The organism is Streptomyces sp. NPDC098781, from assembly GCF_044759995.1.
Classification (GTDB): Bacteria; Actinomycetota; Actinomycetes; order Streptomycetales; family Streptomycetaceae; genus Streptomyces.
The window spans coordinates 97,244-120,006 of sequence record NZ_JBIWAK010000010.1 but is presented as its reverse complement, the minus strand read 5'-3'; the positions used below and the strand labels follow the sequence as shown (position 1 = coordinate 120,006).

18 protein-coding genes are annotated in these 22,763 nt (G+C 72.1%); 11 read left to right on the top strand and 7 right to left on the bottom strand.

Features of this window, described 5'->3' with window-relative positions:
* Positions 1-195 precede the first annotated feature (195 nt).
* Together ACIQWG_RS34060 and ACIQWG_RS34055 are read left to right on the top strand one after the other, a co-directional pair.
* Positions 196-2,547 carry a PQQ-binding-like beta-propeller repeat protein gene (locus tag ACIQWG_RS34060; protein ID WP_404102699.1) on the top strand — a complete coding sequence of 784 codons (2,352 nt, stop codon included), beginning with the start codon at positions 196-198 and terminating at the stop codon, positions 2,545-2,547.
* Positions 2,548-2,754: 207 nt separating this feature from the next.
* Positions 2,755-3,237, top strand: a complete 483-nt coding sequence (locus tag ACIQWG_RS34055; protein WP_404102697.1) for a hypothetical protein — start codon at positions 2,755-2,757, stop codon at positions 3,235-3,237.
* Between the two features lies 1 nt (position 3,238).
* On the opposite strand, the gene ACIQWG_RS34050 is transcribed toward ACIQWG_RS34055, so the two are convergent.
* From ACIQWG_RS34050 to ACIQWG_RS34040, 3 genes are read right to left on the bottom strand one after another with little or no spacing between them, the layout of a single operon-like run.
* The gene (locus ACIQWG_RS34050; protein ID WP_404102696.1) at positions 3,239-4,009 is read right to left on the bottom strand and encodes an enoyl-CoA hydratase/isomerase family protein; all 771 of its coding nucleotides are present in this window, start codon (positions 4,007-4,009) and stop codon (positions 3,239-3,241) included.
* Positions 4,006-4,422: a Zn-ribbon domain-containing OB-fold protein gene (locus ACIQWG_RS34045; protein ID WP_404102694.1), complete on the bottom strand. Its 417-nt coding sequence runs from the start codon at positions 4,420-4,422 to the stop codon at positions 4,006-4,008. Before ACIQWG_RS34045 ends, ACIQWG_RS34050 begins: the two co-directional genes overlap by 4 nt.
* A gap of 7 nt (positions 4,423-4,429) precedes the next feature.
* Positions 4,430-5,578, bottom strand: a complete 1,149-nt coding sequence (locus ACIQWG_RS34040; protein WP_404102692.1) for a lipid-transfer protein — start codon at positions 5,576-5,578, stop codon at positions 4,430-4,432.
* A 91-nt stretch (positions 5,579-5,669) separates the two neighbouring features.
* Between ACIQWG_RS34040 and ACIQWG_RS34035 the strand changes: the two genes are divergently transcribed.
* Positions 5,670-7,235 (top strand): FadD3 family acyl-CoA ligase, encoded by a 1,566-nt coding sequence (locus tag ACIQWG_RS34035; protein ID WP_404102690.1) that lies wholly within the window; start codon positions 5,670-5,672, stop codon positions 7,233-7,235.
* A 31-nt stretch (positions 7,236-7,266) separates the two neighbouring features.
* Here ACIQWG_RS34035 and ACIQWG_RS34030 read toward each other — a convergent pair whose 3' ends face one another.
* Together ACIQWG_RS34030 and ACIQWG_RS34025 are read right to left on the bottom strand one after the other, a co-directional pair.
* The gene (locus ACIQWG_RS34030; protein WP_404102688.1) at positions 7,267-8,628 is read right to left on the bottom strand and encodes an O-antigen ligase family protein; all 1,362 of its coding nucleotides are present in this window, start codon (positions 8,626-8,628) and stop codon (positions 7,267-7,269) included.
* A 186-nt stretch (positions 8,629-8,814) separates the two neighbouring features.
* The gene (locus tag ACIQWG_RS34025) at positions 8,815-9,012 is read right to left on the bottom strand and encodes a hypothetical protein (RefSeq protein ID WP_404102686.1); all 198 of its coding nucleotides are present in this window, start codon (positions 9,010-9,012) and stop codon (positions 8,815-8,817) included.
* Between the two features lie 288 nt (positions 9,013-9,300).
* Between ACIQWG_RS34025 and ACIQWG_RS34020 the strand changes: the two genes are divergently transcribed.
* A complete protein-coding gene (locus ACIQWG_RS34020; protein WP_404102684.1) occupies positions 9,301-9,756 on the top strand; it encodes a VOC family protein in 456 nt (151 codons plus the stop codon).
* A gap of 220 nt (positions 9,757-9,976) precedes the next feature.
* Here ACIQWG_RS34020 and ACIQWG_RS34015 read toward each other — a convergent pair whose 3' ends face one another.
* Positions 9,977-12,964, bottom strand: coding sequence for an AfsR/SARP family transcriptional regulator (locus ACIQWG_RS34015; RefSeq protein ID WP_404102682.1), 2,988 nt, complete (start codon positions 12,962-12,964; stop codon positions 9,977-9,979).
* Between the two features lie 187 nt (positions 12,965-13,151).
* Here ACIQWG_RS34015 and ACIQWG_RS34010 point away from each other — a divergent pair, with 187 nt between their 5' ends.
* On the top strand, positions 13,152-14,381 hold the full coding sequence (locus ACIQWG_RS34010; protein WP_404102681.1) for an amidohydrolase family protein: 1,230 nt from the start codon (positions 13,152-13,154) through the stop codon (positions 14,379-14,381).
* Between the two features lie 51 nt (positions 14,382-14,432).
* Here the strand turns inward: ACIQWG_RS34010 and ACIQWG_RS34005 are convergent, their stop codons facing one another.
* Complete coding sequence (locus ACIQWG_RS34005) at positions 14,433-15,299, bottom strand: hypothetical protein (RefSeq protein ID WP_404102679.1); 867 nt, start codon at positions 15,297-15,299, stop codon at positions 14,433-14,435.
* A 320-nt stretch (positions 15,300-15,619) separates the two neighbouring features.
* On the opposite strand from ACIQWG_RS34005, the gene ACIQWG_RS34000 reads away from it, so the two are divergent.
* The 6 genes from ACIQWG_RS34000 (at position 15,620) to ACIQWG_RS33975 (ending at position 22,748) form a co-directional block, all read left to right on the top strand.
* On the top strand, positions 15,620-16,564 hold the full coding sequence (locus ACIQWG_RS34000) for a TIGR03619 family F420-dependent LLM class oxidoreductase (protein ID WP_404103497.1): 945 nt from the start codon (positions 15,620-15,622) through the stop codon (positions 16,562-16,564).
* A gap of 15 nt (positions 16,565-16,579) precedes the next feature.
* The gene (locus ACIQWG_RS33995) at positions 16,580-17,350 is read left to right on the top strand and encodes an SDR family NAD(P)-dependent oxidoreductase (RefSeq protein WP_404102677.1); all 771 of its coding nucleotides are present in this window, start codon (positions 16,580-16,582) and stop codon (positions 17,348-17,350) included.
* 101 nt (positions 17,351-17,451) lie between these two features.
* Positions 17,452-18,570: an LLM class flavin-dependent oxidoreductase gene (locus tag ACIQWG_RS33990; protein WP_404102675.1), complete on the top strand. Its 1,119-nt coding sequence runs from the start codon at positions 17,452-17,454 to the stop codon at positions 18,568-18,570.
* A gap of 102 nt (positions 18,571-18,672) precedes the next feature.
* Positions 18,673-20,403 (top strand): amidohydrolase family protein, encoded by a 1,731-nt coding sequence (locus tag ACIQWG_RS33985; protein ID WP_404102674.1) that lies wholly within the window; start codon positions 18,673-18,675, stop codon positions 20,401-20,403.
* Positions 20,400-21,893 carry an aldehyde dehydrogenase family protein gene (locus ACIQWG_RS33980; RefSeq protein ID WP_404102672.1) on the top strand — a complete coding sequence of 498 codons (1,494 nt, stop codon included), beginning with the start codon at positions 20,400-20,402 and terminating at the stop codon, positions 21,891-21,893. Before ACIQWG_RS33985 ends, ACIQWG_RS33980 begins: the two co-directional genes overlap by 4 nt.
* Positions 21,894-21,956: 63 nt before the next feature.
* The gene (locus ACIQWG_RS33975; protein WP_404102670.1) at positions 21,957-22,748 is read left to right on the top strand and encodes an alpha/beta fold hydrolase; all 792 of its coding nucleotides are present in this window, start codon (positions 21,957-21,959) and stop codon (positions 22,746-22,748) included.
* Positions 22,749-22,763: the final 15 nt, after the last annotated feature.

Sequence of the window (22,763 nt, the reverse complement as noted above, 5' to 3'; positions counted from 1 at the left end):
CGAGCCGACGCTTCCCGCGCCGGCCGGAGTGTGGTTTTGTCCCAAGACACCCCGTTCCGCCCTCGGGTTCGCAACCACGCCCTCGGACAGGAAGAATCGGGGTGCGTGCCGCCAAGGCGGTGCGGTGGTGAGACGCTGCACGGGGTCGCGTACATATCTGGGTGACGGGGCCCGTACGGGGAGGTGGCAGGCAGAGTGGTGGATCAGCTGACGCAGCACGATCCGCGCAGGATCGGGCCGTTCGAGGTGCTCGGACGGCTGGGTGCCGGCGGCATGGGGCTGGTCTATCTCGCGCGCTCGGCTTCGGGCCGGCGCGTGGCGATCAAGACCGTGCGTACGGAGCTCGCCGAGGACCAGCTGTTCCGCGTCCGCTTCACGCGTGAGGTGGAGGCGGCCCGGGCGGTCTCCGGCTTCTACACGGCCGCGGTCGTCGACGCCGACCCGCGCGCCGCCGTGCCCTGGCTGGCCACCGCGTACGTCCCCGCGCCCTCCCTCGAGGAGATAGTGAACGAGTGCGGGCCGCTGCCGGCCCAGGCTGTGCGCTGGCTGGCCGCGGGTGTGGCGGAGGCCCTCCAGTCCATCCACGGCGCCGGTCTCGTCCACCGCGACCTCAAGCCGTCCAATGTGCTCGTGGTCGAGGACGGCCCCCGCGTCATCGACTTCGGTATCGCCTCCGGTGTATCGAACACGCGTTTGACGATGACCAACGTCGCCGTCGGTACGCCCGCCTACATGTCGCCGGAGCAGGCGAAGGACTCCCGGAGTGTGACCGGCGCGAGCGATGTCTTCTCGCTCGGCTCGATGCTGGTGTTCGCCGCCACCGGGCACCCCCCGTTCCACGGCGCCAACCCGGTCGAGACGGTCTTCATGCTGCTGCGCGAGGGCCCCGACCTCGAAGGACTTCCGGACGAGCTGCGCCCCCTGATCGAGTCCCTGATGCAGATGGAGGCCACGGGCCGCCCCAACCCGGCCGACCTCCAGGCCCAGCTGGCACCCCACCTCTTCGGCTCCGGCTCCGACGACAGCGGTACGGCGTCGGCGTGGCTGCCCGAGCGGGCGGTGAGCCTGATCGAGTCCCGCAGAGGCGGCCGCCCGAAGACCAAGCCCTCGCCGTCCTCCGGTCGCAGCGGCGGCCGTATCGCCCCCGCGCCCGTGCCGCCCCCGCCCTCGCGCGACCCGGTGATCCCGCAGCCCGCGCCGGTCCCGGTCGGCGCCCCCGACACCGGCCCCGTCCGGCTGGCCGGCGCCGCGGTCCCGATCGGCCCCGGCCCCCGTGTCGCCGACGCCCGAGTCGCCGCCATGCAGGCGCCCCCGCCGGAGGCCGGCCTGGTCGCCTCCTGGGCCAAGCCCCGCCCCGGCGTCAACGGCGCGGACCCCGCCGTACCGGCACCCCAGGCGGCGCCCCCGGAGCCCGCGGCCGGCTGGCGGCCCTGGCGTTTCCGCATGTCGAACGATGTCTGGGGCACCCCCTCGGTCGCCGACGACCTGGTCTACGTCACCTCCTTCGAGGTGCACGCGCTCGACGTGGCCACCGGCCGTCGCCGCTTCAAGACGCGGGACGTGGCCTGGTCGATGGCGGTCGCGGACGGCCGTATCCACGCCTCCGACGGCCCGACCCTGTTCGCCCTGGAGTGCCGCGAGGGCGCGGACCTGTGGCGGCTCCAGACGGACGCCTGGGTGTACTCCCTCAAGGCCGAGCGCGGCACCGTCGTCACCGGCACCCGCGGCGGCGGTGTCCAGGCCTGGGAGGCCTCGAACGGGCAGAAGCTGTGGGAGATCACCGGGGCGCAGACCGACTTCGAGTCCCCGGAGGCCGGCCCGGCGCTGTACGACGGGACGGTGTACGTCTGGCAGGACGCCCGGCTCAAGGCGCTGGACGCCCGGACCGGTGACGAGCGCTGGTCGTACCCGATCGGCGACGCGGCCTCCTGCGGCGGGGTGCCGGTGCGGGTGGCGCAGGCGCCCGACGGGCATGTGTACGTCTCCGCCGGGACGCGGGTGCTCGCGTTCGACGTGATGAGCGGGCATCTGCGCTGGCACTTCGAGGCCCCCGCGGTGTTCCTGTGCCCGCCCGCCTTCGTGCCGGGACCGGCCGTGACGGGCGGCGGCGTGTACCTGGCCGACTACCTCGGCACGGTGTACGCCCTGGACGCCACCGACGGCCGCGACCGCTGGCGCATCGCCACCGAGTCCCGGTCCTCGATCGAGCCGGTGCTGGTGGCCGGGGGCCATGTGCACGTGGGCAGCGGCAAGGGCCTGTACACGCTGGACGCGGTCACCGGGACGCCGAAGTGGCGGTTCCAGGCGGGCGGCGACCTCGTGGGTGCTCCGGCGGTCGCGGAGGGCCGGATCCACTTCGGCTCCACGGACCACCTGCTGTACACCCTGAAGGCCGACGACGGCAGACTCAGATGGAAACTCGCCACCGGCGGGGAGATCACCGGCTCCCCGGTGGTGCGGGACGGGGTCGTGTACGCGTGCAGCAAGGACCGGTGCGTGTACGCGCTGGACGCGGAGAAGGGCACGGGCACGGCACGTACCGCGTAGCCGCGACGGCCACTGTGGGACGGCCGTCGTGCCGGCGCACGGAAGGGAACCGGACGGCGGCCGTCCCAGGGGAGCGGTCTTCACCGCTCTTACACGCGAAGCTACGCCGGGTGAGCGCTTGCCGCCATGCGACCGCTGCTAGCGTGACGTGCTCACGATCACGACAACGGGGGTTGAAACGCCGTGAAGCTTCGCCATGTCCGCGCTGTGGCTGTGTTCGTCGGAGTCGTCGTCGCCCTGACGGGCGCGCGGCACTCCAGCGGCGGCGGCTGCGACAGCAACTCGAACTCCAGCAGCTCGTCGAGCAGTTCGGGCGGCAGCACGCACTACGACGATGACGACGACTACGACTACGACACGGGGTCGTCCTCCGGCGGCGGTGCGCAGACGAGCTCCGGGCCGTCCTTCGAGATCACCCGGGACGTGAAGATCGAGGAGTGCGCGTACGACGCGGTCAAGGGGCTCGTGGCGCGGGTCCGTGCCACCAACAGCAGCGCGAGCACGGTGTACTCCTACACCTTCACCGTCACCTTCAAGGACGCGGCCGGCGGCACGCTGGACACCGCCACCTCCAGGATCCCGGCCGTCGACGCCGGCGCCACCGAGACCACGGACGTCGTGGCCCGCAAGAGTGCCTCCGGCGGAACCTGTGAACTGAGCGACCCGACGCGCACGGCGGACGGCTACTAGGTCACCGTGTCCTGAACTCGCGCTGCCGCGCCCGGAACAGCTCCGTCTGGCGTGCGTTCGGCAGGTTGCCCAGCGCGATCAGGTGGGGTGCCTGGGCGAACGCCTGGGTGAGGGCGGCCTCCCTGGCCGCCCACAGCGCCCGTACCGTCCCCTGCACGCCGGCCGCCGGGCAGTCGGCGATCACCGTCGCGCGGTCGACCGCGGCGGCCAACGCCCCGCCCGGCTCGGTGACTTCCGAGACCAGTCCGATCTCGTACGCCCGTCGCGCCGACAGCCGTTCCGCGCTCCCCATGAGGGCCATCCGCGCGGCCTCCCCGTAGGGCATGCGCAGCGCCATGAGCATCGACTCGTAGGCGCTGACCATGCCGTAGGTGGTGTGCGGGTCGAAGAAGGCGGCGGTCGGGTCGGCGATGACGAAGTCCGTCTCGCCGAGCAGGTAGAAGGCGCCTCCGCAGGCCATGCCCCGCACGGCGGCGAGGACGGGTTTCCAGAGGTCGTTGGACTTCGGTCCGACCCGGAGCAGCGGATCGTCCGTCATGTACGGGGAGTCGGGCTGCGGGACGACGGCGTCCCGGTCGAGCCCCGTGCAGAAGGCCCGCTCCCCGGCGCCGGTGAGGACGACGGCCCGTACGGTGTCGTCGAACCGCAACTGCCGCCAGACCGATACGAGTTCGTCCCGCATCGTCAGGTCGATGGCGTTGAGCCGGTCGGGGCGGTCGAGGGTGACGACGGCGACGCCGGTGTCCTTGTCGGCCGCGAGGTCGAGGGTCATGGGCGCTCCAGGACCCACTGGGGCAGCCCGGTGCCGTTGAAGACGGCCTGGACCCTGGCGCCGATGCGGATCCGGTCCGGGGGGACGGAGTTGAGCGGCGCGTCGGGCCCCGTGACGAGATTGCCGACCAGGCGGACGCGGGGCGCGTCGGTCAGTTCGACCACGATCACGTTGTACGGCGCCTGCTCCGCGTAGTCGGGGAGGAGCGGCGGATGGGGGACGACGTAGGACCAGACGCGGCCGGATCCGCCGACCCGGCGCCACTCGCTCGCGAAGGACTGGCAGTGCGGGCAGCAGGGGCGGGGCGGGAAGCGCACCTCGCCGCAGTCGGCGCAGGCCTGCACCCGCAGTTCGCCCTGGGCGGCGTACTGCCAGAAGGGGGCGCCGTCGGGGTCGGTGACGGGGGAGAGCATCCTTCGATCAACTCCTCAGGAGCAGCGCGGAGGTGGGGACGCCTTCGCCGGCGGTGACGAGGCAGGTGGCGGCGCCGGGGACCTGCGCGGTGCTGGTGCCGCGGAGCTGCTTGACGCCCTCGTTGATGAGGTTGAAGCCGTGCACGTAGGCCTCGCTGAGCCCGCCGCCCCCAGTGTTCAGCGGCAGCCGCCCGCCGATCTCCAGGGCGCCGCCCTCGGTGAAGGCCCCTCCCTCGCCGCGTCCGCAGAAGCCGTAGCCCTCCAGCGAGAGGGGGATCAGGGCCGTGAACGCGTCGTAGATCTGGGCGACATCCACATCCTGGGCAGTGAAGTCGGCGTGCTTCCACAGATGCCGGGCGGCGGTCCAGGCGGGGCCGGTGAGCGGGTCGTCGTTCCAGTAGTTGACCATGCCGTGGTGCTGGGCGGGCAGGCCCTGGGCGGCGGAGTGGACGTAGACGGGGGTGTGGCGGCAGTCGCGGGCGCGTTCCCGGCTGACGATCACGCAGGCCAGCGCACCGTCGGTTTCGAGGCAGTTGTCGAAGAGGCACAGGGGCTCGCTGATCCAGCGGGACGTCATGTACATCTCGCGGGTCAGGGGGCGGTCGTACATGATCGCGGCGGGGTTCTGGTTGGCCCGGTTCCGGCAGGCGAGGGCGACGTTGAAGAGGTGGTCGCGCGTCGCGCCGTACTCGTGCATGTAGCGGCGGGCGAGCATCGCGATCTCGTCGACGGGGCGCAGCAGGCCGTACGGCCGGGTCCACTGCGCGGGGGTCGGGAGCTGGACGTTCGTGTTCCGCCAGGGCCGGGGCCCGCTGCCGCGCTTGCGGGACCGCCAGGCGACGCCGACCGACGCCTGCCCGGTGGCGATGGCGGCGGCGAGATGCGCGACCGTGGCACACGAACCGCCGCCCCCGTACCCGACTTTGCTGAAGAAGGTGAGGTCCCCGAAGCCGACCGCCTTCGCCAGCTCGACCTCGTCGGTCTCCTCCATGGTGTAGCTGGCGAGGGCGTCGACCTCACTCGGGGCTATCCCGGCGTCGTCCAGGGCGGCGAGGACGGCCCGGCAGGCGAGGGTTCGCTCGTCGTCCGGGAGGTGCCTGGCGAAGGGGGTCTGTCCGATGCCGACGACGGCGGTGGCGTCCTTGAGTCCGGCCATGTGCGCACCTCCGCATGATGAAGCGGCTGCTGACAGGGCGTCAGGCTACAGCTAATCTGACGGACAGTCAGCTAGTGGTCTGGAGGCTGTTGTGCGCGGTGACTTGGAGTGGGGCAGCGTTCCGGAGCTCGTCCGGTCGGCGGCCGAGCGGTACGCGGACGTCGAGGCCGTGGTGGAGGGGCGCACCAGGATCACGTACGCCGAACTGGGCACCCGCGTCGAGCGCTCGGCGGCGGCCTGTCTGGCGCGCGGGATCGAGCCGGGCGACCGGGTCGCCATCTGGGCCCCGAACACGCTGGACTGGATCGTCGCGGCGCTGGGCGCGGTGTCGGCGGGGGCGGTGCTGGTGCCGCTCAACACCCGCTTCAAGGGCGGGGAGGCGGCCGATGTGCTGCGCCGGAGCGGGGCGCGGCTGCTGTTCGTGACGGGCACCTTCCTGGGCACCTCGTACGTGGCGTCGCTGCGGCGGGCGGTCGTGGAGGGGCCGGGCCTGCCCGAGCTGGAGCAGGTGGTGGTGCTCTCGGACGACGCCCCGGCGGACTTCCGTACCTGGAAGGACTTCCTGGCGGGCGGGGACGGGGTGAGCGCGGCGCAAGTGCGGGCGCGTGCGGGGGCGGTGGCCGGTTCGTCGCCGTCGGACATCGTCTTCACGTCCGGGACGACCGGCCGCCCGAAGGGCGCGGTGATCACGCACGCGCAGACCCTGCGGGCGTACGAGGTGTGGAGCGACCTGGCGGGCCTGCGGCAGGGCGACCGCTACCTCATCGTGAACCCGTTCTTCCACACCTTCGGCTACAAGGCGGGCGTACTGGCCTGTCTCATGCGGGGCGCGACGATGATCCCCCAGCCGGTGTTCAACGTGAACACGGCGCTGGCGAACATCGCGGCGGAACGGGTCTCGGTCCTGCCGGGCCCGCCGACGCTGCACCAGTCGCTGCTGGACCACCCCGCGCGGAACACCTACGACCTCTCAGCGCTGCGGCTGGTGGTGACGGGCGCCGCGGTGGTGCCGCTGCGGCTGGTGGAGCGGCTGCGGGGCGAGCTGGGCGTCGAGACCGTGCTCACCGCCTACGGCCTGTCGGAGGCCAGCGGCATCGTGACGATGTGCCGGCGCGGCGACGACCCGTCGGTCATCGCCTCGACGTCGGGCCGCGCGATACCGGGCACTCACGTGCGCGTCGAGGCACCGCCGGGCGAGCCCGGCGAGGTCCTGGTCCGCGGCTACAACGTCATGCGGGGCTACTACGAGGACCCGGCGGCGACGGCGGAGGTGCTGACCGAGGACGGCTGGCTGCGCACGGGGGACGTGGGAGTGCTGGACCCCGCCGGGAACCTGCGGATCACCGACCGCATCAAGGACATGTTCATCGTCGGCGGCTTCAACGCGTACCCGGCCGAGATCGAGCAACTGCTGGGCCTGCACCCCGATGTGGCGGACGTCGCGGTGATCGGCGTACCGGACCCCCGGCTGGGCGAGACCGGCAAGGCGTACGTGGTGCGCCGCCCGGGGGCCGTGCTGACCGGGGACGACCTGATCGCCTGGGCGCGACGGGAGATGGCGAACTACAAGGTGCCGCGGGAGGTGGAGTTCGTGGCGGAGCTGCCGCGGAACGCGAGTGGGAAGGTCGTCAAGGGGGAGTTGCGGGGGAAGGGTTGAGGAGTCAGGCCTGACTGTCCTGTCCCCCTCGTCACATCGGTGCACCGACGCGCTGTGGGCCGCCATGGCGTGGGCGTTTGACCTGGGTGGGGACGACGGTGGCCTGGGTTTGTCCGGTGCCGCGCCAGCCCGCCGGTGCCTCGGCCATGACCACCGCGAGGGCGTACCAGAACAGGGCGTCGATGCGGTCCAGGTTGGCGGGGTGGTCCATCATGCTCATCAGGAAGAACCCGGTGAGGGCCGCCAGGCCGACCGTTCCGATCGCCGACTTCAGGCGGGCGGCGCGGGCCGCGCAGGACACGGCGATCACGGCGACGGCGGTGATGGCGAGCAGCCCGAGCGGGCCGGCCTCCACCAGCCAGTTGAGCCACAGGTTGTGGGCGTGCACGAAGGTCCGGTCGCCGGGCGCGGCGGCGGATATGACGACGCCGGAGCGGCCCAGTCCGACGCCCAGCGGGTTGTCGGGGGCGAGGGAGAGCGCCGCCTCCCAGGCCTGGCCCCGCACGCCCAGGGAGTTCCCGGCCCGGGACACCGCCCAGATGGCGCCGGCCGCGCCGAGCAGGGCGAGGGTGCCGAGGGCGCCGAACAGCCGGCGTTGCGCGCGGTCGGCGATGCGGGGTGCCAGCCAGTAGGCGACGCCGAGGACGAGGAGCCCCGCGGCGGCGGCGACATAGCCGGCCCGCGAGAAGGTGGTCAGCAGGGCGCCGTAGCCGATCACCACCAGCACGACGATCGCCGTACGGGCCGTGCGCTCGTCGACACACATGGCGGCCAGCAGTGCGAACGGCAGGAGCAGCACCAGGAACGCGGCCAGCAGGTTCGGGTTGGAGAAGGTCCCGGTGGCGCGGATGAGGATGCCGTCGCCGCCCGCGTCGCAGGCTATGTCGGTGAGAAGTCCGGTGCGGCAGAAGCCGGTCGGGGTGTCGTTCGTGAACTGGGAGAAGGCGCTGGTGGCGGCCGCCGCGACGCCGGCCAGCGCGAGGAGGCCGATCGCCCGCCATGACTCGGGCTGGGTGCGGCGCAGGCCGACGACGAGGTAGTAGCAGGCGATGACGGTCAGCAGACCGCGCAGGGGAGCGGTGGCGTGTCCGCCGTGATACGTCGTCGCGGCCGACACGGCGGCCAGCAGCCCGATCGGCAGGTCCAGCCGCGTCCGGAAGTCCCGCAGCCGTGCCCGCGGCCTTCCCGGCACGGGGACCACGAGGAAGAGGATCCCGATCAGCAGGGCGAGCCGCGTCGGCGTCAGGATCCCGGCGAGCGGGTCGTCGGGGAAGAAGTCCGTGGCGGAGTCGAGCAGCACGACGGCCGCCGCACCCAGCGGGACGAACTGAACGAACTTGACGAGCGCCGACGGCTGTCCGGCGCCCGCCGCCGTGCTCTGCTCGGATGCCATGGCACCCGAGCGTGGTGGTCCGGTGCGACGGCCGGGTGTCGGGAGGGGGAACGGGGCGCAGAGGCTGTGGGGACGGGGGCCGTTGCGCTCGGCTCACGGAGGGACACACACCGTTCGGCCCCCGGACGCGCCTCGACCGCGGCGGCTCCCCTCCGCGCCGCCGCGGTCGATCCCCGTGGGGTGGGGCTACTTGTCGTTCAGGTCCAGCGCCGCCGGACCGGACGGCATGGCGTTGTTGAGCGTGGTGATCTTCTCGTCGGCGGTGGCCGGCCCGCTGGGCATCGCGTTGTTGAGCGTGGTGATCTGCTCGTCCTCGGTGGCGGGCTCGCCCGGCATCGCGTTGTTGTCCGGAGAGACGGTCGGGTCCTGCTTCTTGTCACTCATGGGCTCGTGGTCCTCTTGTTTTCGTTGATGACTGAGGAACGCCCGTCCGGAAACTCCCCCGCGGGTTGCCGGACGGGCGTTCGGAGCCGCACAGTAATCGGTCGGGCTCCGGGTCCGACCGCCTGCCCCCCGACGCGACGGTCCGACGGGAACGACACTCTCAGGCGGAGATAAACGAACGCTGAACGCCCACGATCCGCTGCTCAGAGCCCCGAGCAGGCGGAAGCCCGGCCCGGTGCCTGTGGTGAGAGCGGATCAGATGTCAGACCTGTCTGCCAGGCTCCGGGCATGGAGATGACAGTGCAGCTGACGATCGACTGCTCCGATCCGCAGACAATGGTGGCGTTCTGGGCCCGGGCCCTGGGCTATGTGCCCGAGCCCGCGCCGGACGGGCACGCCACGTGGCGCGCCTACTGGGAGGCGATGGGGGTGCCCGCGGAAGAGCTGCCGGCCGGGGCCGGCGACATCCCGGAGTCGATCGTCGATCCGGCGGGGCGCGGACCGCGCGTGTGGTTCCAGCAGGTTCCGGAGCCGAAGACCGCCAAGAACCGGTGGCACTTCGACCTGAAGGTCGGTGGCGGCCGTGACGTCCCGCTGGACGTCCGCGCGCAGCGGGTCAGGGACGCGGTGGACCAGCTGGTCGAGGCCGGTGCCACCGTGCTGATGATCAAGGACGAGCCGGAGACGGGCTTCTACGCCGCCGCCATGCAGGATCCCGAGGGCAACGAATTCGACGTCGTCTGAGGGCTGTTGCCACGGTCCACGTTCCACACATGGCCTGGGGCCTGTCGTTTGGATCATGTCGGCGTCGCGGGGTCTGGCACGCACATCTGCCGCGTTGTCGTCACTCGCCGACGCTCCGCGTCGGCTCCCTCCTCCGCCTTGCAGCTGCACGCACCAGACCCCGCTCGGCTCGGCCGACAGGCGCAGTTCCTCTCAGCCGACCTGATCCAAACGACAGGCCCTAGGCGGCGGCCGCGGAGGTGAGCAGCGCGCGCACCTCGTCGGCCTCCGCGGCGCCGTTCTGCTCGTACAGGTTGAGCGCCTCGCGCCAGCAGGCTTGTGCCCGGTCCGCCTGACCGAGTGCGGCCAGTGAACTCCCCAGCAGCGTGAGGACGTTCCCCCGCATCCGGTCACCGCCGATGCAGCCGAGCGCGAGGGCCTGTTCGGCGTGCTGGGCCGCCTGCGCCGGGCGGCGGTCCGCCGCGTGCACCTCGGCGATGCGGAAGTGGGTGACGCCCTCCCAGAGCCGCTGCCGATGGTCGTTGAAGATGCCGAGGGCGTCGGAGAACCGGCTGAGCGCCTCGGAATAGCGGCCCGCGCGGGTCAGGGCGACACCCAGCGCGAAATGACCGTTGGCGAGGCGCACGGTCCGGCCGATCTCGGTGTGCACGGCGAGCCCGTGCTGCGCCATCTCCACGGCCTTCGCGATGTTGCCCATGCCCAGGTGGGCGCGGGACAGGTTGCCCAGGACGGTCGCCTCGAAGGGCCGGTTCCCCGCGGCACGCAGTCCTCCGAGCGCCTGGTCGAAGAAGACCTTGCCCTCGGCGAACCGGCCCTCGTGCAGACAGATCAGGCCCCGGTTGTTGGCCACCCAGCTGACGGCGGTGGCGTCCCGCGCGCTCCCCGCGAGCTCCATGGCGACGCGGGCCTCCCGCTCGGCCGGCTGAATTCGCCCGGAGACCAGCAGCACATCGCTGAGCACCGTACGCGCCCTGCCCTCCGCCCGTTCGTGGCCGGCGGCCCGGGTGGCCTCGCAGGTCGCCCGTGCCGTCATCTCGTACTGGTGGGAGTTGGCCCCCGACTCGGTGAGGTCCTTCGCCGCCCAGAGCAGGTCCACGGCCCGCCGCAGCCGCTCCGTACCCGCCGCCTGGCGGACGCAGGCCAGCAGTTGCCCCGCCTCCGTGTACAGCCAGTCGAGGGCCGCCGTCCCCTCGGTGAACCGCAGGCCCGGGTAGCGGGTGGGCTCCAGGTCGTCGGTCAGCCGGTCGCCGGGGTGCTCGATCGCGTACACCCGCGCGGTCGTGGCCAGATAGAAGTCCAGCAACCGGGAGAGCGCCGCGTCCCGCTCGCTCGGCGGCCACTCGTCCCGTTCCGCGCAGGCACGCGCGTAGAGCCGTACCAGGTCGTGGTACCGGTACCGGCCGGGCGCCGCCGACTCCAGCAGGGAGGTGTCGACCAGGGCCTCCAGCAGGTCCTCCGTGTCCTCCACCGGAAGGTCAAGGACCGCCGCCGCCGCGGCCAGTGAGATGTCCGGGCCGTCGGCCAGGCCCAGCAGCCGGAACGCGCGTGCCTGCGCGGGTTCCAGGGCGCCGTAGCCCAGCTCGAAGGTCGCCTTCACCGCGAGGTCCCCGGCCTGGAGCTCGTCCAGCCGGCGCCGCTCGTCCGCGAGCTTGGCCGCCAGCACCGACACCGTCCAGGTGCGGCGTGCCGCGAGCCGGGAGGCGGCGATCCGGATCGCCAGCGGCAGGAAGCCGCATGCCGCGACCACGTCCAGCGCGGCCTCCCGCTCGGACGCCACCCGCTCCTCGCCCACGATCTTCGTGAACAGGGCGAGCGCCTCGTCCGGCGACATCACGTCCAGGTCGACCAGATGCGCGCCCGCCAGGTCCACCATCCGCACCCGGGACGTCACCAGCGCCGTGCAGCCCTCGGTGCCGGGCAGCAGGGGCCGTACCTGGGCGGCGTCCTTGGCGTTGTCCAGCAGCACCAGCACCCGGCGGCCGTCCAGCAGCGAGCGGTACAGCGCCGCCCGCTCCTGCAACGAGTCCGGGATCGCCGAGTCCGCCGTGCCGAGGGCACGCAGGAACGAGCCCAGCACCGTCTCCGGCTCCGCCGCCCTCGGGCCCGCGCCCTGGAGGTCGACGTAGAGCTGCCCGTCGGGGAAGGCGGCGCGGGACTGGTGCGCCACATGCACCGCGAGCGTCGTCTTGCCCACGCCGCCGATGCCGGCCAGCGCCGACACGGCCATCACCCGGCCCTCGGTCCCGGAGGCCGACGCCAGCACCTCGCTCAGCTCGCGCACGAAGGCCGAGCGTCCGGTGAAGTCCGGCACCGTGGCGGGCAGTTGCGCAGGACGCACCAGGGTCGCCACCGGCTCGGCGACCGGCGCCGACGGCTCCGCGAGGCCCGGGTCGGCCTGAAGGATCCGCTGCTGGAGCTCCCGCAGGCCCGGCCGCGGGTCGACACCCAGCTCGTCCGCGAGCAGCCGCCGGGTGTCCGCGTACACCGCGAGCGCCTCCGCCTGCCGGCCGCTGCGGTACAGCGCGAGCATCAGCAGCTCGCGCAGCCGCTCACGCAGCGGGTGCTCCGCCGTCAGCGCCGTCAGCTCCGAGACGGCCTCCGCGTGGCAGCCCTGCTCCAGGTCCATGTCGAGCCGGGATTCCAGGAGTTGCAGCCGCCACTCCTCCAGCCGGACCCGCTGGGCCTCCGCGTACGGCCCCGGCACCCCCGCCAGCACCTCGCCGTCCCACAGCGCCAGCGCCCGGCCCAGCACCTCCCGCGCCTGGCACAGATCCCCGGCGCCCCGGGCCTTCTCCGCCTCGGTCGCCAGTTCCTGCGCGACGGCCAGGTCCAGCGCGCCCTCGGGCAGGCCCCGCACGGCGTAGCCGCCGGACTCGCTCACCAGGACCCCGGCGTCCAGCACCTTCCGCAGCCGGGAGGCGTACGTCCGTACCGCCGCCAGCGCCTGCGAGGGCGGCTCCTCGCCCCACAGGGCGTCGATCAGCTCCGCGGCGGTCGCCGTACGGCCCTCGCGCAGCAACAGTGCCGCGAGCAGGGCACGTTGCTGGGGGGAGCCGGTGGCCAGCTGCTCCTCGCCGCGCCAGGCGCGCACCGGACCGAGCACACCGAAACGCAGGGCGGTCGCCGCCTTCTCCGCGTCTGCCGCCTTTGCCGCAGCTGCCGAGGAGACGGGACGCCTCTGCTCCGGCACTCGCGGTACCCCGTCCATCGCAGTCCCCCTAGGACCCGTTTACATCTCCGCCAGTTTGCCTTGTTCATGGCAGATGCGTCAGCTGTGGAGAGGGTGATCACAGCCAGGCGCGCGGGATATCACAAGGTCCTCACGCGCTCTTCGCACGGCCGCGGCCACTCCGGCGTAGCTGACGGACCGTCAGATCAGCGCTACCGTGGGCGCCATGGACACCGAGACGACGTTTCCCCTGATCATCTCCGTCGACGACCACACGGTGGAGCCGCCGACGGTGTGGCAGGACCGACTGCCGAAGAAGTACCTCGACACCGGTCCTCGCATAGTCCGGGCGCCGCTGAAGGAGATGACGTTCCTGGGCGGCCGGTTCAAGCCCGTCATGGGCCGGCCGGGCGACGACGGACCGATCGGCGACTGGTGGGTGTACGAGGACCTGCACCGGCCCCTCACCCGCCTCGACACCGCCGTCGGCTACAGCAGGGACGAGATAAAACTGGAGGTCATCACCTACGAGCAGATGCGCCAGGGCTCCTACGACGTCCCCGCCCGTCTCGCCGACATGGACGTCAACCACGTCCAGTCCGCGCTCTGCTTCCCGACCTTCCCCCGCTTCTGCGGCCAGACCTTCACCGAGGCGCGGGACCACGAGCTGGGCCTGCTGTGCGTCCAGGCCTACAACGACTGGATGGTGGAGCAGTGGTGCGGCCCGGACGCGCGGGGCCGGCTGATCCCGCTCACCCTCATCCCGCTCTGGGACGCCGAGCTGGCCGCCGCCGAGGTCCGCCGCAACGCGGCGCGGGGCGTACGCGCCGTCGCCTTCTCCGAGATACCCCCGCACCTCGGGCTGCCCTCCGTCCACACCGACGACTGGGACCCCTTCCTCGCCGCCTGCGACGAGACCGGCACGGTCGTCGCCATGCACATCGGCTCGTCCAGCCGGATGCCCTCCACCTCGGCCGACGCGCCGCCCGCCGTGGGCTCGACCATCACCTTCGCCAACTGCTGCTTCTCGATGGTCGACTGGCTGATGAGCGGCAAGTTCGAGCGCTTCCCGAATCTCAAGGTCATGTACGCGGAAGGCCAGATCGGCTGGATCCCGTACATCCTGGAGCGCGCGGACGTGGTGTGGGAGGAGAACCGGGGCTGGGGCGGAGTGGCGGACAAGGTGCACCGGCCGCCGTCCGAACTCTTCGCCGACCATGTCTACGGCTGCTTCTTCGACGACGCCTTCGGGCTGAGGAACCTCGACGCGATCGGCGTCGGAAACGTCCTCTACGAGACCGACTACCCGCACTCCGACTCCACCTGGCCGGAGTCCCGTCAGGTCGGCGAGACACAGATGGGGCACCTGGAGGCCGACGTGGTGGACCGGATCGTACGGCGCAACGCGATCGAGCTGCTGGGGCTCACGGACGACGGGCTGTGGCCGGGCGCATGAGAAGGCCGCGGTCCCGGGAAGGGACCGCGGCTCGCGCGAACGGCGGTGGCGTCAGCCGAGGAACACCGACGAGATGGTGTCGTCGAAGCCGATCGTGGACAGGTCGGCGATGTTGCCCTGGACCACCTTGGACTCGCCCTCGCAGTCCTTCTCGGACCAGATCTTCAGGGTGCCGGAGGCCTGGAGGGAGGAGGCGGAGTCGTCACGGCCGACGTTCTGGCAGCCGGAGCCGGCCAGCCCCTCGGAGGGGTCGCCGAAGTCGGTCTCGTCGGAGAGGGTGACGCTGGTGGCGGGCGAGCCCGACCCACCCTCGCCCTGCTCCTGCTCGTCGTCGGCCGCGCCGGCCTTCTGTCCGTCCGGCGTCACCCCGAACCACGTACCGCCCACACCCTGTCCGTTGGTGTCGCCGGGCTCGAGGTCCTTGCTGAAGCGGTAGACCGGCCAGCCGCCGATCGTCACCTGGAGGTTGCCGTCGTCGCGCTTGACGACGCCGACGTCGGACTTGTTCACGCCGTCGATGAAGATCTTGCCGCCGGGGGCGACGAGGACGGGCGGCCAGGTGGTGGCGCACTCGCCGGCGCAGTTCGACTTCGACGGGTCCGCGGTGTCCTTGTCGAAGCGGTAGAGGGTGAAGCCGGCGCCGTTGACGACGACCGGGTTCAGGTCGCCGGCCCGCGACGCGCTCAGCTGCACCCACTTCTTGGCGACCGGCTCGCTCGCGGGCTTGCCCGGACGGGTGGCCCAGTCGCCGGTGCCGGGAGCGGCGTCGTTCTTCTCCGCGGTACCGCTGCCGAAGCTCAGGTTCGCCAGGACGGACCCCGCGGCGGAGGTGTCACCGCCGGTCCCGTTGCAGGCGGTCAGCAGCAGGGACGCGGCGGCTGCCGCGGCGGCGAAGGCGGCGATGCGGTTGCGGATCATGTCGGTCTCCCCGTTGTCTCGGCGCGACCCGGCCTCCCCGAGCCGCCGCCACCCAGTACGAGCCCGTCCCGGGCCGCCCTCACCCGGTGACACGCCTGAGACACGAACGGGACGGCCTGCGATCAATCGGACGAAGGCCGTGAAACTCGGGGTGACTTCGACACGAAACGAGCCACCGACCTGCTGCCGACTGTCCCGGGGCGGCACCCCCCCCACGTCCCCGAATCGCCCCCACCCCTTGCCTCCGACGACCCCAACCCCCACGATGACGCCCGAAGCACATATATGACGGCCCGTCAGATCGAGGAGGGTGTGTGTCCATCCAAGTCACGTCGGGCGGGCGGACGCTGGTGGGTATCCAGCTTCCCGTCCAGTCGCAGAGCACGATCTACGCCGAGCCCTGGGAGGCCGCCGCCGGCCCGGCGGACCTCGTGGCCATCGCGCGCGCCGCGGACGTCGCCGGCTTCGACTACCTCGCGAGCTGTGACCACGTCGCCATCCCGCGCCGTCTGGCCTCCGCGATGAGCACGGTCTGGTACGACCCGGTCGCCACCCTCGCCTTCCTCGCGGCCGCCACCGAGCGCGTCCGCCTGCTGAGCCATGTGGCGGTGGTCGGGCTGCGGCACCCCCTGCTGACCGCCAAGCAGTACGCCACCCTCGACCACCTGTCGGGCGGGCGGCTGATCCTCGGGGTGGGTGCCGGGCATGTGCGCGAGGAGTTCGAGGTGCTCGGCGTCGACTTCGAGCGGCGCGGCGCCGTGCTGGACGAGTCGGTCGACGCGCTGCGCGCCGCCCTCGGCCCGGAGGAGTTCCCCGAGCACCACGGCAAGCTCTACGACTTCGAGGGACTCGGCCAGCTGCCCCGTCCCGCCCAGGAGCGGGTCCCCGTCTGGGTCGGCGGGTCGTCACCGGCCGCCGTGCGCCGGGCCGCGCTGAAGGGTGACGGATGGCTGCCGCAGGGCGACCCGCGGGACCGGCTGCCCGAGCAGATCGCCCGGATACGGCGGCTCCGGCGGGAGGCGGGCATCGACGGGCCGTACGTCATGGGCGCCATCGTCGAGCCGCTGTACGTCGGTGCGCCCGCCTGGGACGTGGGGCGTCGGACGATCGCCGGGACGCCGGACGCCCTCGCCGAGTCCCTGCGGGCGTACCGGGCGATGGGCGTGGACCAGATCCAGGTGCGGTTCCGCAGCCGCGGCCGCACGGAACTCACCGACCAGATCACCGCGTTCGGGGCCGAGGTAGCGCCCCTTCTCGACCAGTGAGGCGGAGGGAGAACCATGGGCAGGCTGGACGGACGGACGGTCATCGTCACGGGTGCCGCGCGCGGGCAGGGTGAGCAGGAGGCGCGGCTGTTCGTGGCCGAAGGGGCACGGGTGGTCGTGGCCGACGTGCTCGACGAGCAGGGCGAGGCGCTGGCGAAGGAGCTGGGCGCGCTCTACGTCCACCTGGACGTCGGCCGCGAGGACGACTGGCGCGCGGCGGTCACGGCCGCCAAGGAGGAGTACGGCCGCATAGACGGCCTCGTGAGCAACGCCGGCATCCTGCGCTTCAACTCCCTCGTCGACACGCCCCTCGACGAGTTCATGCAGGTGGTGCGGGTCAACCAGGTCGGCTGCTTCCTCGGCATCAAGACCGTGGCGCCCGAGATGGAGGACGGCGGCACGATCGTGAACACCGCCTCCTACACGGCCGTGACGGGCATGGCGGCCGTCGGCGCCTACGCCGCCACCAAGCACGCCATCCTCGGCCTGACCCGCGTCGCCGCGCTGGAGCTGGCTCCCCGGGGCATCCGGGTCAACGCGATGTGCCCCGGCGCGATCGACACCGCCATGTCCAACCCGGCGCAGCTCGACCCGGGCGCGGATGTGGAGGGGATGAGCCGGGCCCTGGACGAGCTGTACCGCAAGCTCGTGCCGCTCGGCCGGATCGGCAAGCCGGCCGAGGTGGCCCGGCTGGCGCTGTTCCTGACCTCGGACGACTCCTCCTACATCACCGGCCAGCCGTTCGTGGTCGACGGGGGCTGGCTGGCCGGGGTGAGTGTGATCTGACGTACCGTCAGCTATTGACGGTCCACGTGTGCGGTGCCACAGTCGGCGGCAAGCTGAATCTGACGGAACGTCAGAAATAGACGTGGGGACGGTGAACCTCCTTGGAATTCGGGCTCTTTGTACAGGGATACGTGGGCAAACGCGCCGAGACCGATCCGCTCGCCGAGCACAAGGCGCTGATGGAGGAGACCGAGTACGTCATCCAGGCGGACAAGTCGGGCTTCAAGTACGCGTGGGCGTCCGAGCACCACTTCCTGGAGGAGTACTCGCACCTCTCCGCGAACGACGTGTTCCTCGGCTACCTGGCCCACGCGACCGAGCGGATCCACCTCGGCTCCGGGATCTTCAACCCGCTGGCCCAGGTCAACCACCCGGTCAAGGTCGCCGAGAAGGTCGCCATGCTCGACCATCTCTCCGGCAACCGCTTCGAGTTCGGCAGCGGACGCGGCGCCGGGTCGCACGAGATCCTCGGGTTCATACCGGGCGTGACCGATATGAACTACACCAAGGAGATCTGGGAAGAGACCATCGCCGAGTTCCCCAAGATGTGGCTCCAGGACGAGTACGTCGGCTTCCAGGGCAAGCACTGGTCGCTGCCACCGCGCAAGGTCCTGCCGAAGCCGTACGGGAAGTCCCACCCGGCGATGTGGTACGCGGCCGGCTCGCCGCCGTCGTACGCCATGGCGGCGCGGAAGGGGCTCGGGGTGCTGGGCTTCAGCGTGCAGAAGGTCGCCGACATGGAGTGGGTGCTGGAGCAGTACAAGACGGCCGTCGTGAACGCCGAACCGATCGGTGACTTCGTCAACGACAACGTGATGGTGACGACGACGGCGATCTGCGCGCCGACGCATGCCGAGGCGATCGAGGTCGCCGTGAACGGCGGGCTGCACTATCTGCCCTCGCTGGTCTTCCGGTACCACGACACCTTCCCCCGGCCCGAGGGCTTCCCGGTGTGGCCCGAGACGTTGCCCGAGTACACCCCGGAGTTCGTGGAGCTGCTCATCGAGGAGGAGCTACTGATCTGCGGGGATCCGGACGAGGTGCTCACGCAGTGCAAGCGGTGGGAGCAGGCCGGGGCGGATCAGTTGTCGTTCGGGCTTCCGGTGGGGGTGCCGAAGGAGGAGACGCTGCGGACGATCCGGCTGATCGGGGAGCACGTGATTCCGAAGATCGACACGGATCCGGTTCATCGGACGTCGCGGTTCCGGGGTGCCGCGTAATCGCCGTCGCGGGGTGCGGGTGCGTGGCGGCCGGTCGCGCAGTTCCCCGCGCCCCTGAAAGACAGGTCGGTCACCGCGTCGCCTGCTGAGGAGGCAAGGCTCATGCTCGATCACGTCATCAAGGGCGCGTCCGTTGTCGACGGAACCGGCGCGCCCGCCCACACCGCCGACGTCGGCATACGCGACGGTCGTATCGCCGTCATCGGCAGTGTCACCGAAGAGGCCCGCACCAGTGAGGACGCCACCGGGCTGGTCCTTGCTCCCGGGTTCGTCGATCCGCACACGCACTACGACGCCCAGCTGTTCTGGGATCCCTACGCGACGCCCTCCCTGAACCACGGAGTCACCACCGTCGCGGGCGGGAACTGCGGGTTCACCCTCGCGCCGCTCAACCCGTCCCGGCCCGACGACGCGGACTACACCCGCCGCATGATGTCCAAGGTCGAGGGCATGTCGCTGGTCTCCCTCGAAGAAGGGGCGCCCTGGAGCTGGAGTTCGTTCGGCGAGTATCTGGACGCGCTCGAAGGGCGGATCGCCGTCAACGCGGGCTTCATGGTGGGGCACTGCGCGCTGCGGCGGTACGTCATGGGCCCCGATGCCATCGGCGGGCAGCCCAGCCGGGAGCAACTCGCCGAGATCGTACGGCTGTTGCACGACGCCATGGACGCCGGCGCCTGGGGGTTCTCCACCACCCAGTCGTCCACGCACTCCGACGGCGACGGCGAGCCCGTGGCGTCCCGGCACGCCGGGCCCGCCGAGCTGCTCGCCCTCTCCAAGGCCGTCGGGGAGCACGAGGGGACGCAGATCGAGGCGATCGTCGCGGGATGCCTGGACCAGTTCAGCGACGCCGAGATCGACCTGCTCGTGGAGATGAGTGCCGCCGCCGGGCGGCCCCTGAACTGGAACGTGCTGACCATCGACGCCGCCGTGCCCGAGCGCGTGCCCAGGCAGCTGCTGGCGAGCGAGCGGGCACGCAAGGCGGGCGGCCGGGTGGTCGCCCTGACCATGCCGATCCTCACGCCGATGAACATGTCGCTGGGCACCTTCTGCGCGCTGAACCTGATCCCCGGCTGGGGACCGGTCCTGAGCCTGCCCGTGCCGGAGCGCATCGCCCGGTTGCGGGACCCGGACGTGCGCAAGGAGATGCTCCGCCACGCCGGTTCCAAGGAGGCCGGCGTCTTCCGGCGGCTGACCAACTTCGGGCGGTACGTCATCGGAGACACCTACAGCGAGGCCAACCGCGGGCTGAGCGGCCGGGTCGTGGAGGACATCGCCCGCGAGCGCGGCCAGGAACCCTTCCAGTGCCTGGTGGAGATCTGCGCCGCCGACGATCTGCGGACGGTCCTGTGGCCCATGCCCACCGACAACGACCCCGCCTCCTGGGCGCTGCGCGCCGAAGCATGGCAGCACGAGGACGTCATGCTGGGCGGCTCGGACGCCGGGGCGCACCTGGACCGGATGTGCGGGGCGCCGTACACGACCCGGTTCCTCGGGGACTGTCTGCGCGGGCGCCGACTGGCGAGCCTGGAGCAGGCCGTGAAGATGCTTACCGACGACCCCGCACAGCTCTTCGGCCTGCGGGAACGCGGCCGGATCGAGGAGGGCTTCCACGCGGACCTGGTGCTCTTCGACCCGGAGCGGATCGACGCGGGCACGGCCACCCTGGTGCACGACCTGCCGGGTGACAGCCCGCGGCTGGACTCCAAGGCGATCGGGGTGCGGGCCGTGTGGGTCAACGGGGTCGAGGCGATCCGGGACGACGTGGTGAGCGGGGCCGTGCCGGGGCGTGTGCTGCGCTCGGGGCGGGACACCAGGACGGTGGCCACGAGGTGAGCGGTCAGGGCACCGACCGGCAGCGGTTGTTCGTGGGAGGTTCCTGGGTCGAGCCGGACGGCGGCGACTACGCCGTGGTCGATCCGGCGACCGAGGAGACGGTCGGCAGGGCCCCCGAGGCCTCGCGGGATCAGGTGCTCGCGGCCTGTGCCGCGGCCCGCGAGGCCTTCGGGCCCTGGTCGCGTACGGCGCCGGAGGAGCGGGCGGCCGTGCTGGCGCGGGCCGCGGACATCATCCACGCCCACCTCGTGCCGTACGCCGAACTCGCCCAGGCCGAGACCGGCGCGACCACCGGGACGGCCCGGGGCATGCAGGTCGGCGTCGGGGCGGCCCGGTTCCGGCGCTACGCGCGCGTGGAGCCCGCCGAGTGGGCGATCCCGCCGCAGATCAACGAGGCCGGTGGGGGTACCTCCCACGCCCTTAAGGCAGTGGGGGCGGGGAAGGCGGGGGTGATGGGCGCACTGGCCGTGCGCCAGCCCGTGGGTGTCGTCACCTGCATCACCTCGTACAACAACCCCTGGGCCAACCCGGCCGGCAAGATCGCTCCCGCGCTGGCCATGGGCAACACGGTGGTCGTGAAGCCGGCCCCGCAGGATCCGCTGTCGGTCTACCGGATGGCGGAGGCGCTGGAGGCGGCGGGGGCGCCGGCGGGCGTGGTGAACGTGGTCTCCGGACGGTCCGCCGCCATCGGGGAGGCGGCCGTGTCGTCCCCGGACGTCGACATGGTGAGCTTCACCGGGTCCACGGCGGTCGGGCAGCGCATCGCCGAGGTGTGCGGGCGGGACATGAAACGGCAGTTGATGGAACTCGGCGGGAAGGGCGCGGCGCTCGTCTTCGACGACGCGGACCTCGGGTCGGCGGTGGCCGGGATCGGGACGACGTTCTCCTTCTACAGCGGCCAGATCTGCACGGCGCCGACGCGGGTGCTGGCCCAGCGGGGCGTGTACGACCGGCTGGTCGAGCAACTGGCGGCCTACGCACGCCGGTTGCCGGTCGGCGACCCGCGCGAGGCGGCCACGGTGGTCGGGCCGGTGATCTCGGCCGAGCACCGGGACCGGGTGGAGTCGTACGTGGAGACGGGCCGGAAAGAGGGCGCGGTGGTGGTGACCGGCGGGGAACGGCCGCCGTTGGAGCGGGGCTTCTATGTCGCGCCGACTCTCCTCGCCGACTGCACCAACGACATGCGGGTCGCCCGGGAGGAGATCTTCGGGCCGGTCGTGTCCGTCATCCCCTTCGACGAGGACGAAGCGGGCATCGCCCTGGCCAACGACACCGACTACGGCCTGATCGACTACGTCTGGTCCGGTGACATCGCCCGCGCGTTCCGGGTCGCGCGGCGGCTGCGGGCCGGCGGGGTCGGGGTCAACACCGTCGGGCGCAACATGGAGGCGCCGTTCGGCGGGTTCAAGAGGAGCGGGGTGGGACGGGACGTCGGGTCGTACGCCCTGCACGCCTACAGCGAGGTGCAGTCGATCGTGTGGCCGGGGTGAGACGCCGGGATTGACCGGACGGCGGCTGTCGTCGGGCCGGCGCGACCGGTCACAGTCTCCGGTATGGGAGACATGGTGCGGGTCGAGGGCGGCGAGGTCTGGGCGGACGACACGGGCGCGGACGGGTCCGGGCCGCCGGTCGTGCTGCTGCACCCGGGGGTCGGCGACTCCCGGGTGTGGGACCCCGTACTGCCCGGACTGGCCGCCGCGGGCCATCGTGTGATCCGGTACGACGCGCGCGGCTTCGGGCGCTCGCCCGCGCCCACGGCCGGCTACGCCCAACTCGACGACCTGCGGGCCGTCCTGGACCACTTCGAGCTGCCCCGGGTCGTCCTGGTCGGCTCCAGCCTGGGCGGCAGGACCGCCATCGACCTGGCGCTGGGCGACCCCGGCCGGGTGGCGGCCCTCGGCCTGCTCGTCCCCGGCGTCAACGGCTACGAGGGCCTGGAGTCGGCGGAGGTGAACGACGAGATCGTCCGGCTGGCCACGGCCCAAGACCTGGACGGCCTGGTCGCGTTCGCCCTGCGGATCTGGGGCGCCGCGGGCCCCGACCCCGACACCGAGGCCGAGACAAAGCTGCGGGCGGCGATCCCGGCCTGGTTCACCACGTACGGCCACCAGAGGGCGGGCGAACCGGCCTTCGACCGTCTGGGCGAGCTCGCCATGCCCTGCACCCTGCTGCTCGGCGAGAAGGACCAGCCCGAGGTGATCCGCTGCAACGAGGCGATGGCCGCCCGCATCCCCGGCTGCCGGCTGGTCCGGCACCCGGACTGCGACCACTTCCCGACGCTGCGGGCGCCGCGGGACGTCGCGGGGCTGGTGACGGAGCTGTGCGAGCGGGCGCCGGCCGGCTGACCGGCGCCGTACACG

Coding starts and splice junctions, on each gene's coding strand:
- ACIQWG_RS34050 (WP_404102696.1), bottom strand. CDS start 4,009: ATGACCCTCGACCTCGCGGCCGACAAGGACACCGGCGTCGCCGTCGTC.
- ACIQWG_RS34045 (WP_404102694.1), bottom strand. CDS start 4,422: ATGCTCTCCCCCGTCACCGACCCCGACGGCGCCCCCTTCTGGCAGTAC.
- ACIQWG_RS34040 (WP_404102692.1), bottom strand. CDS start 5,578: ATGGCCGGACTCAAGGACGCCACCGCCGTCGTCGGCATCGGACAGACC.
- ACIQWG_RS34030 (WP_404102688.1), bottom strand. CDS start 8,628: ATGGCATCCGAGCAGAGCACGGCGGCGGGCGCCGGACAGCCGTCGGCG.
- ACIQWG_RS34025 (WP_404102686.1), bottom strand. CDS start 9,012: ATGAGTGACAAGAAGCAGGACCCGACCGTCTCTCCGGACAACAACGCG.
- ACIQWG_RS34020 (WP_404102684.1), top strand. CDS start 9,301: ATGGAGATGACAGTGCAGCTGACGATCGACTGCTCCGATCCGCAGACA.
- ACIQWG_RS34015 (WP_404102682.1), bottom strand. CDS start 12,964: ATGGACGGGGTACCGCGAGTGCCGGAGCAGAGGCGTCCCGTCTCCTCG.
- ACIQWG_RS34010 (WP_404102681.1), top strand. CDS start 13,152: ATGGACACCGAGACGACGTTTCCCCTGATCATCTCCGTCGACGACCAC.
- ACIQWG_RS34005 (WP_404102679.1), bottom strand. CDS start 15,299: ATGATCCGCAACCGCATCGCCGCCTTCGCCGCCGCGGCAGCCGCCGCG.
- ACIQWG_RS33995 (WP_404102677.1), top strand. CDS start 16,580: ATGGGCAGGCTGGACGGACGGACGGTCATCGTCACGGGTGCCGCGCGC.
- ACIQWG_RS33985 (WP_404102674.1), top strand. CDS start 18,673: ATGCTCGATCACGTCATCAAGGGCGCGTCCGTTGTCGACGGAACCGGC.
- ACIQWG_RS33975 (WP_404102670.1), top strand. CDS start 21,957: ATGGGAGACATGGTGCGGGTCGAGGGCGGCGAGGTCTGGGCGGACGAC.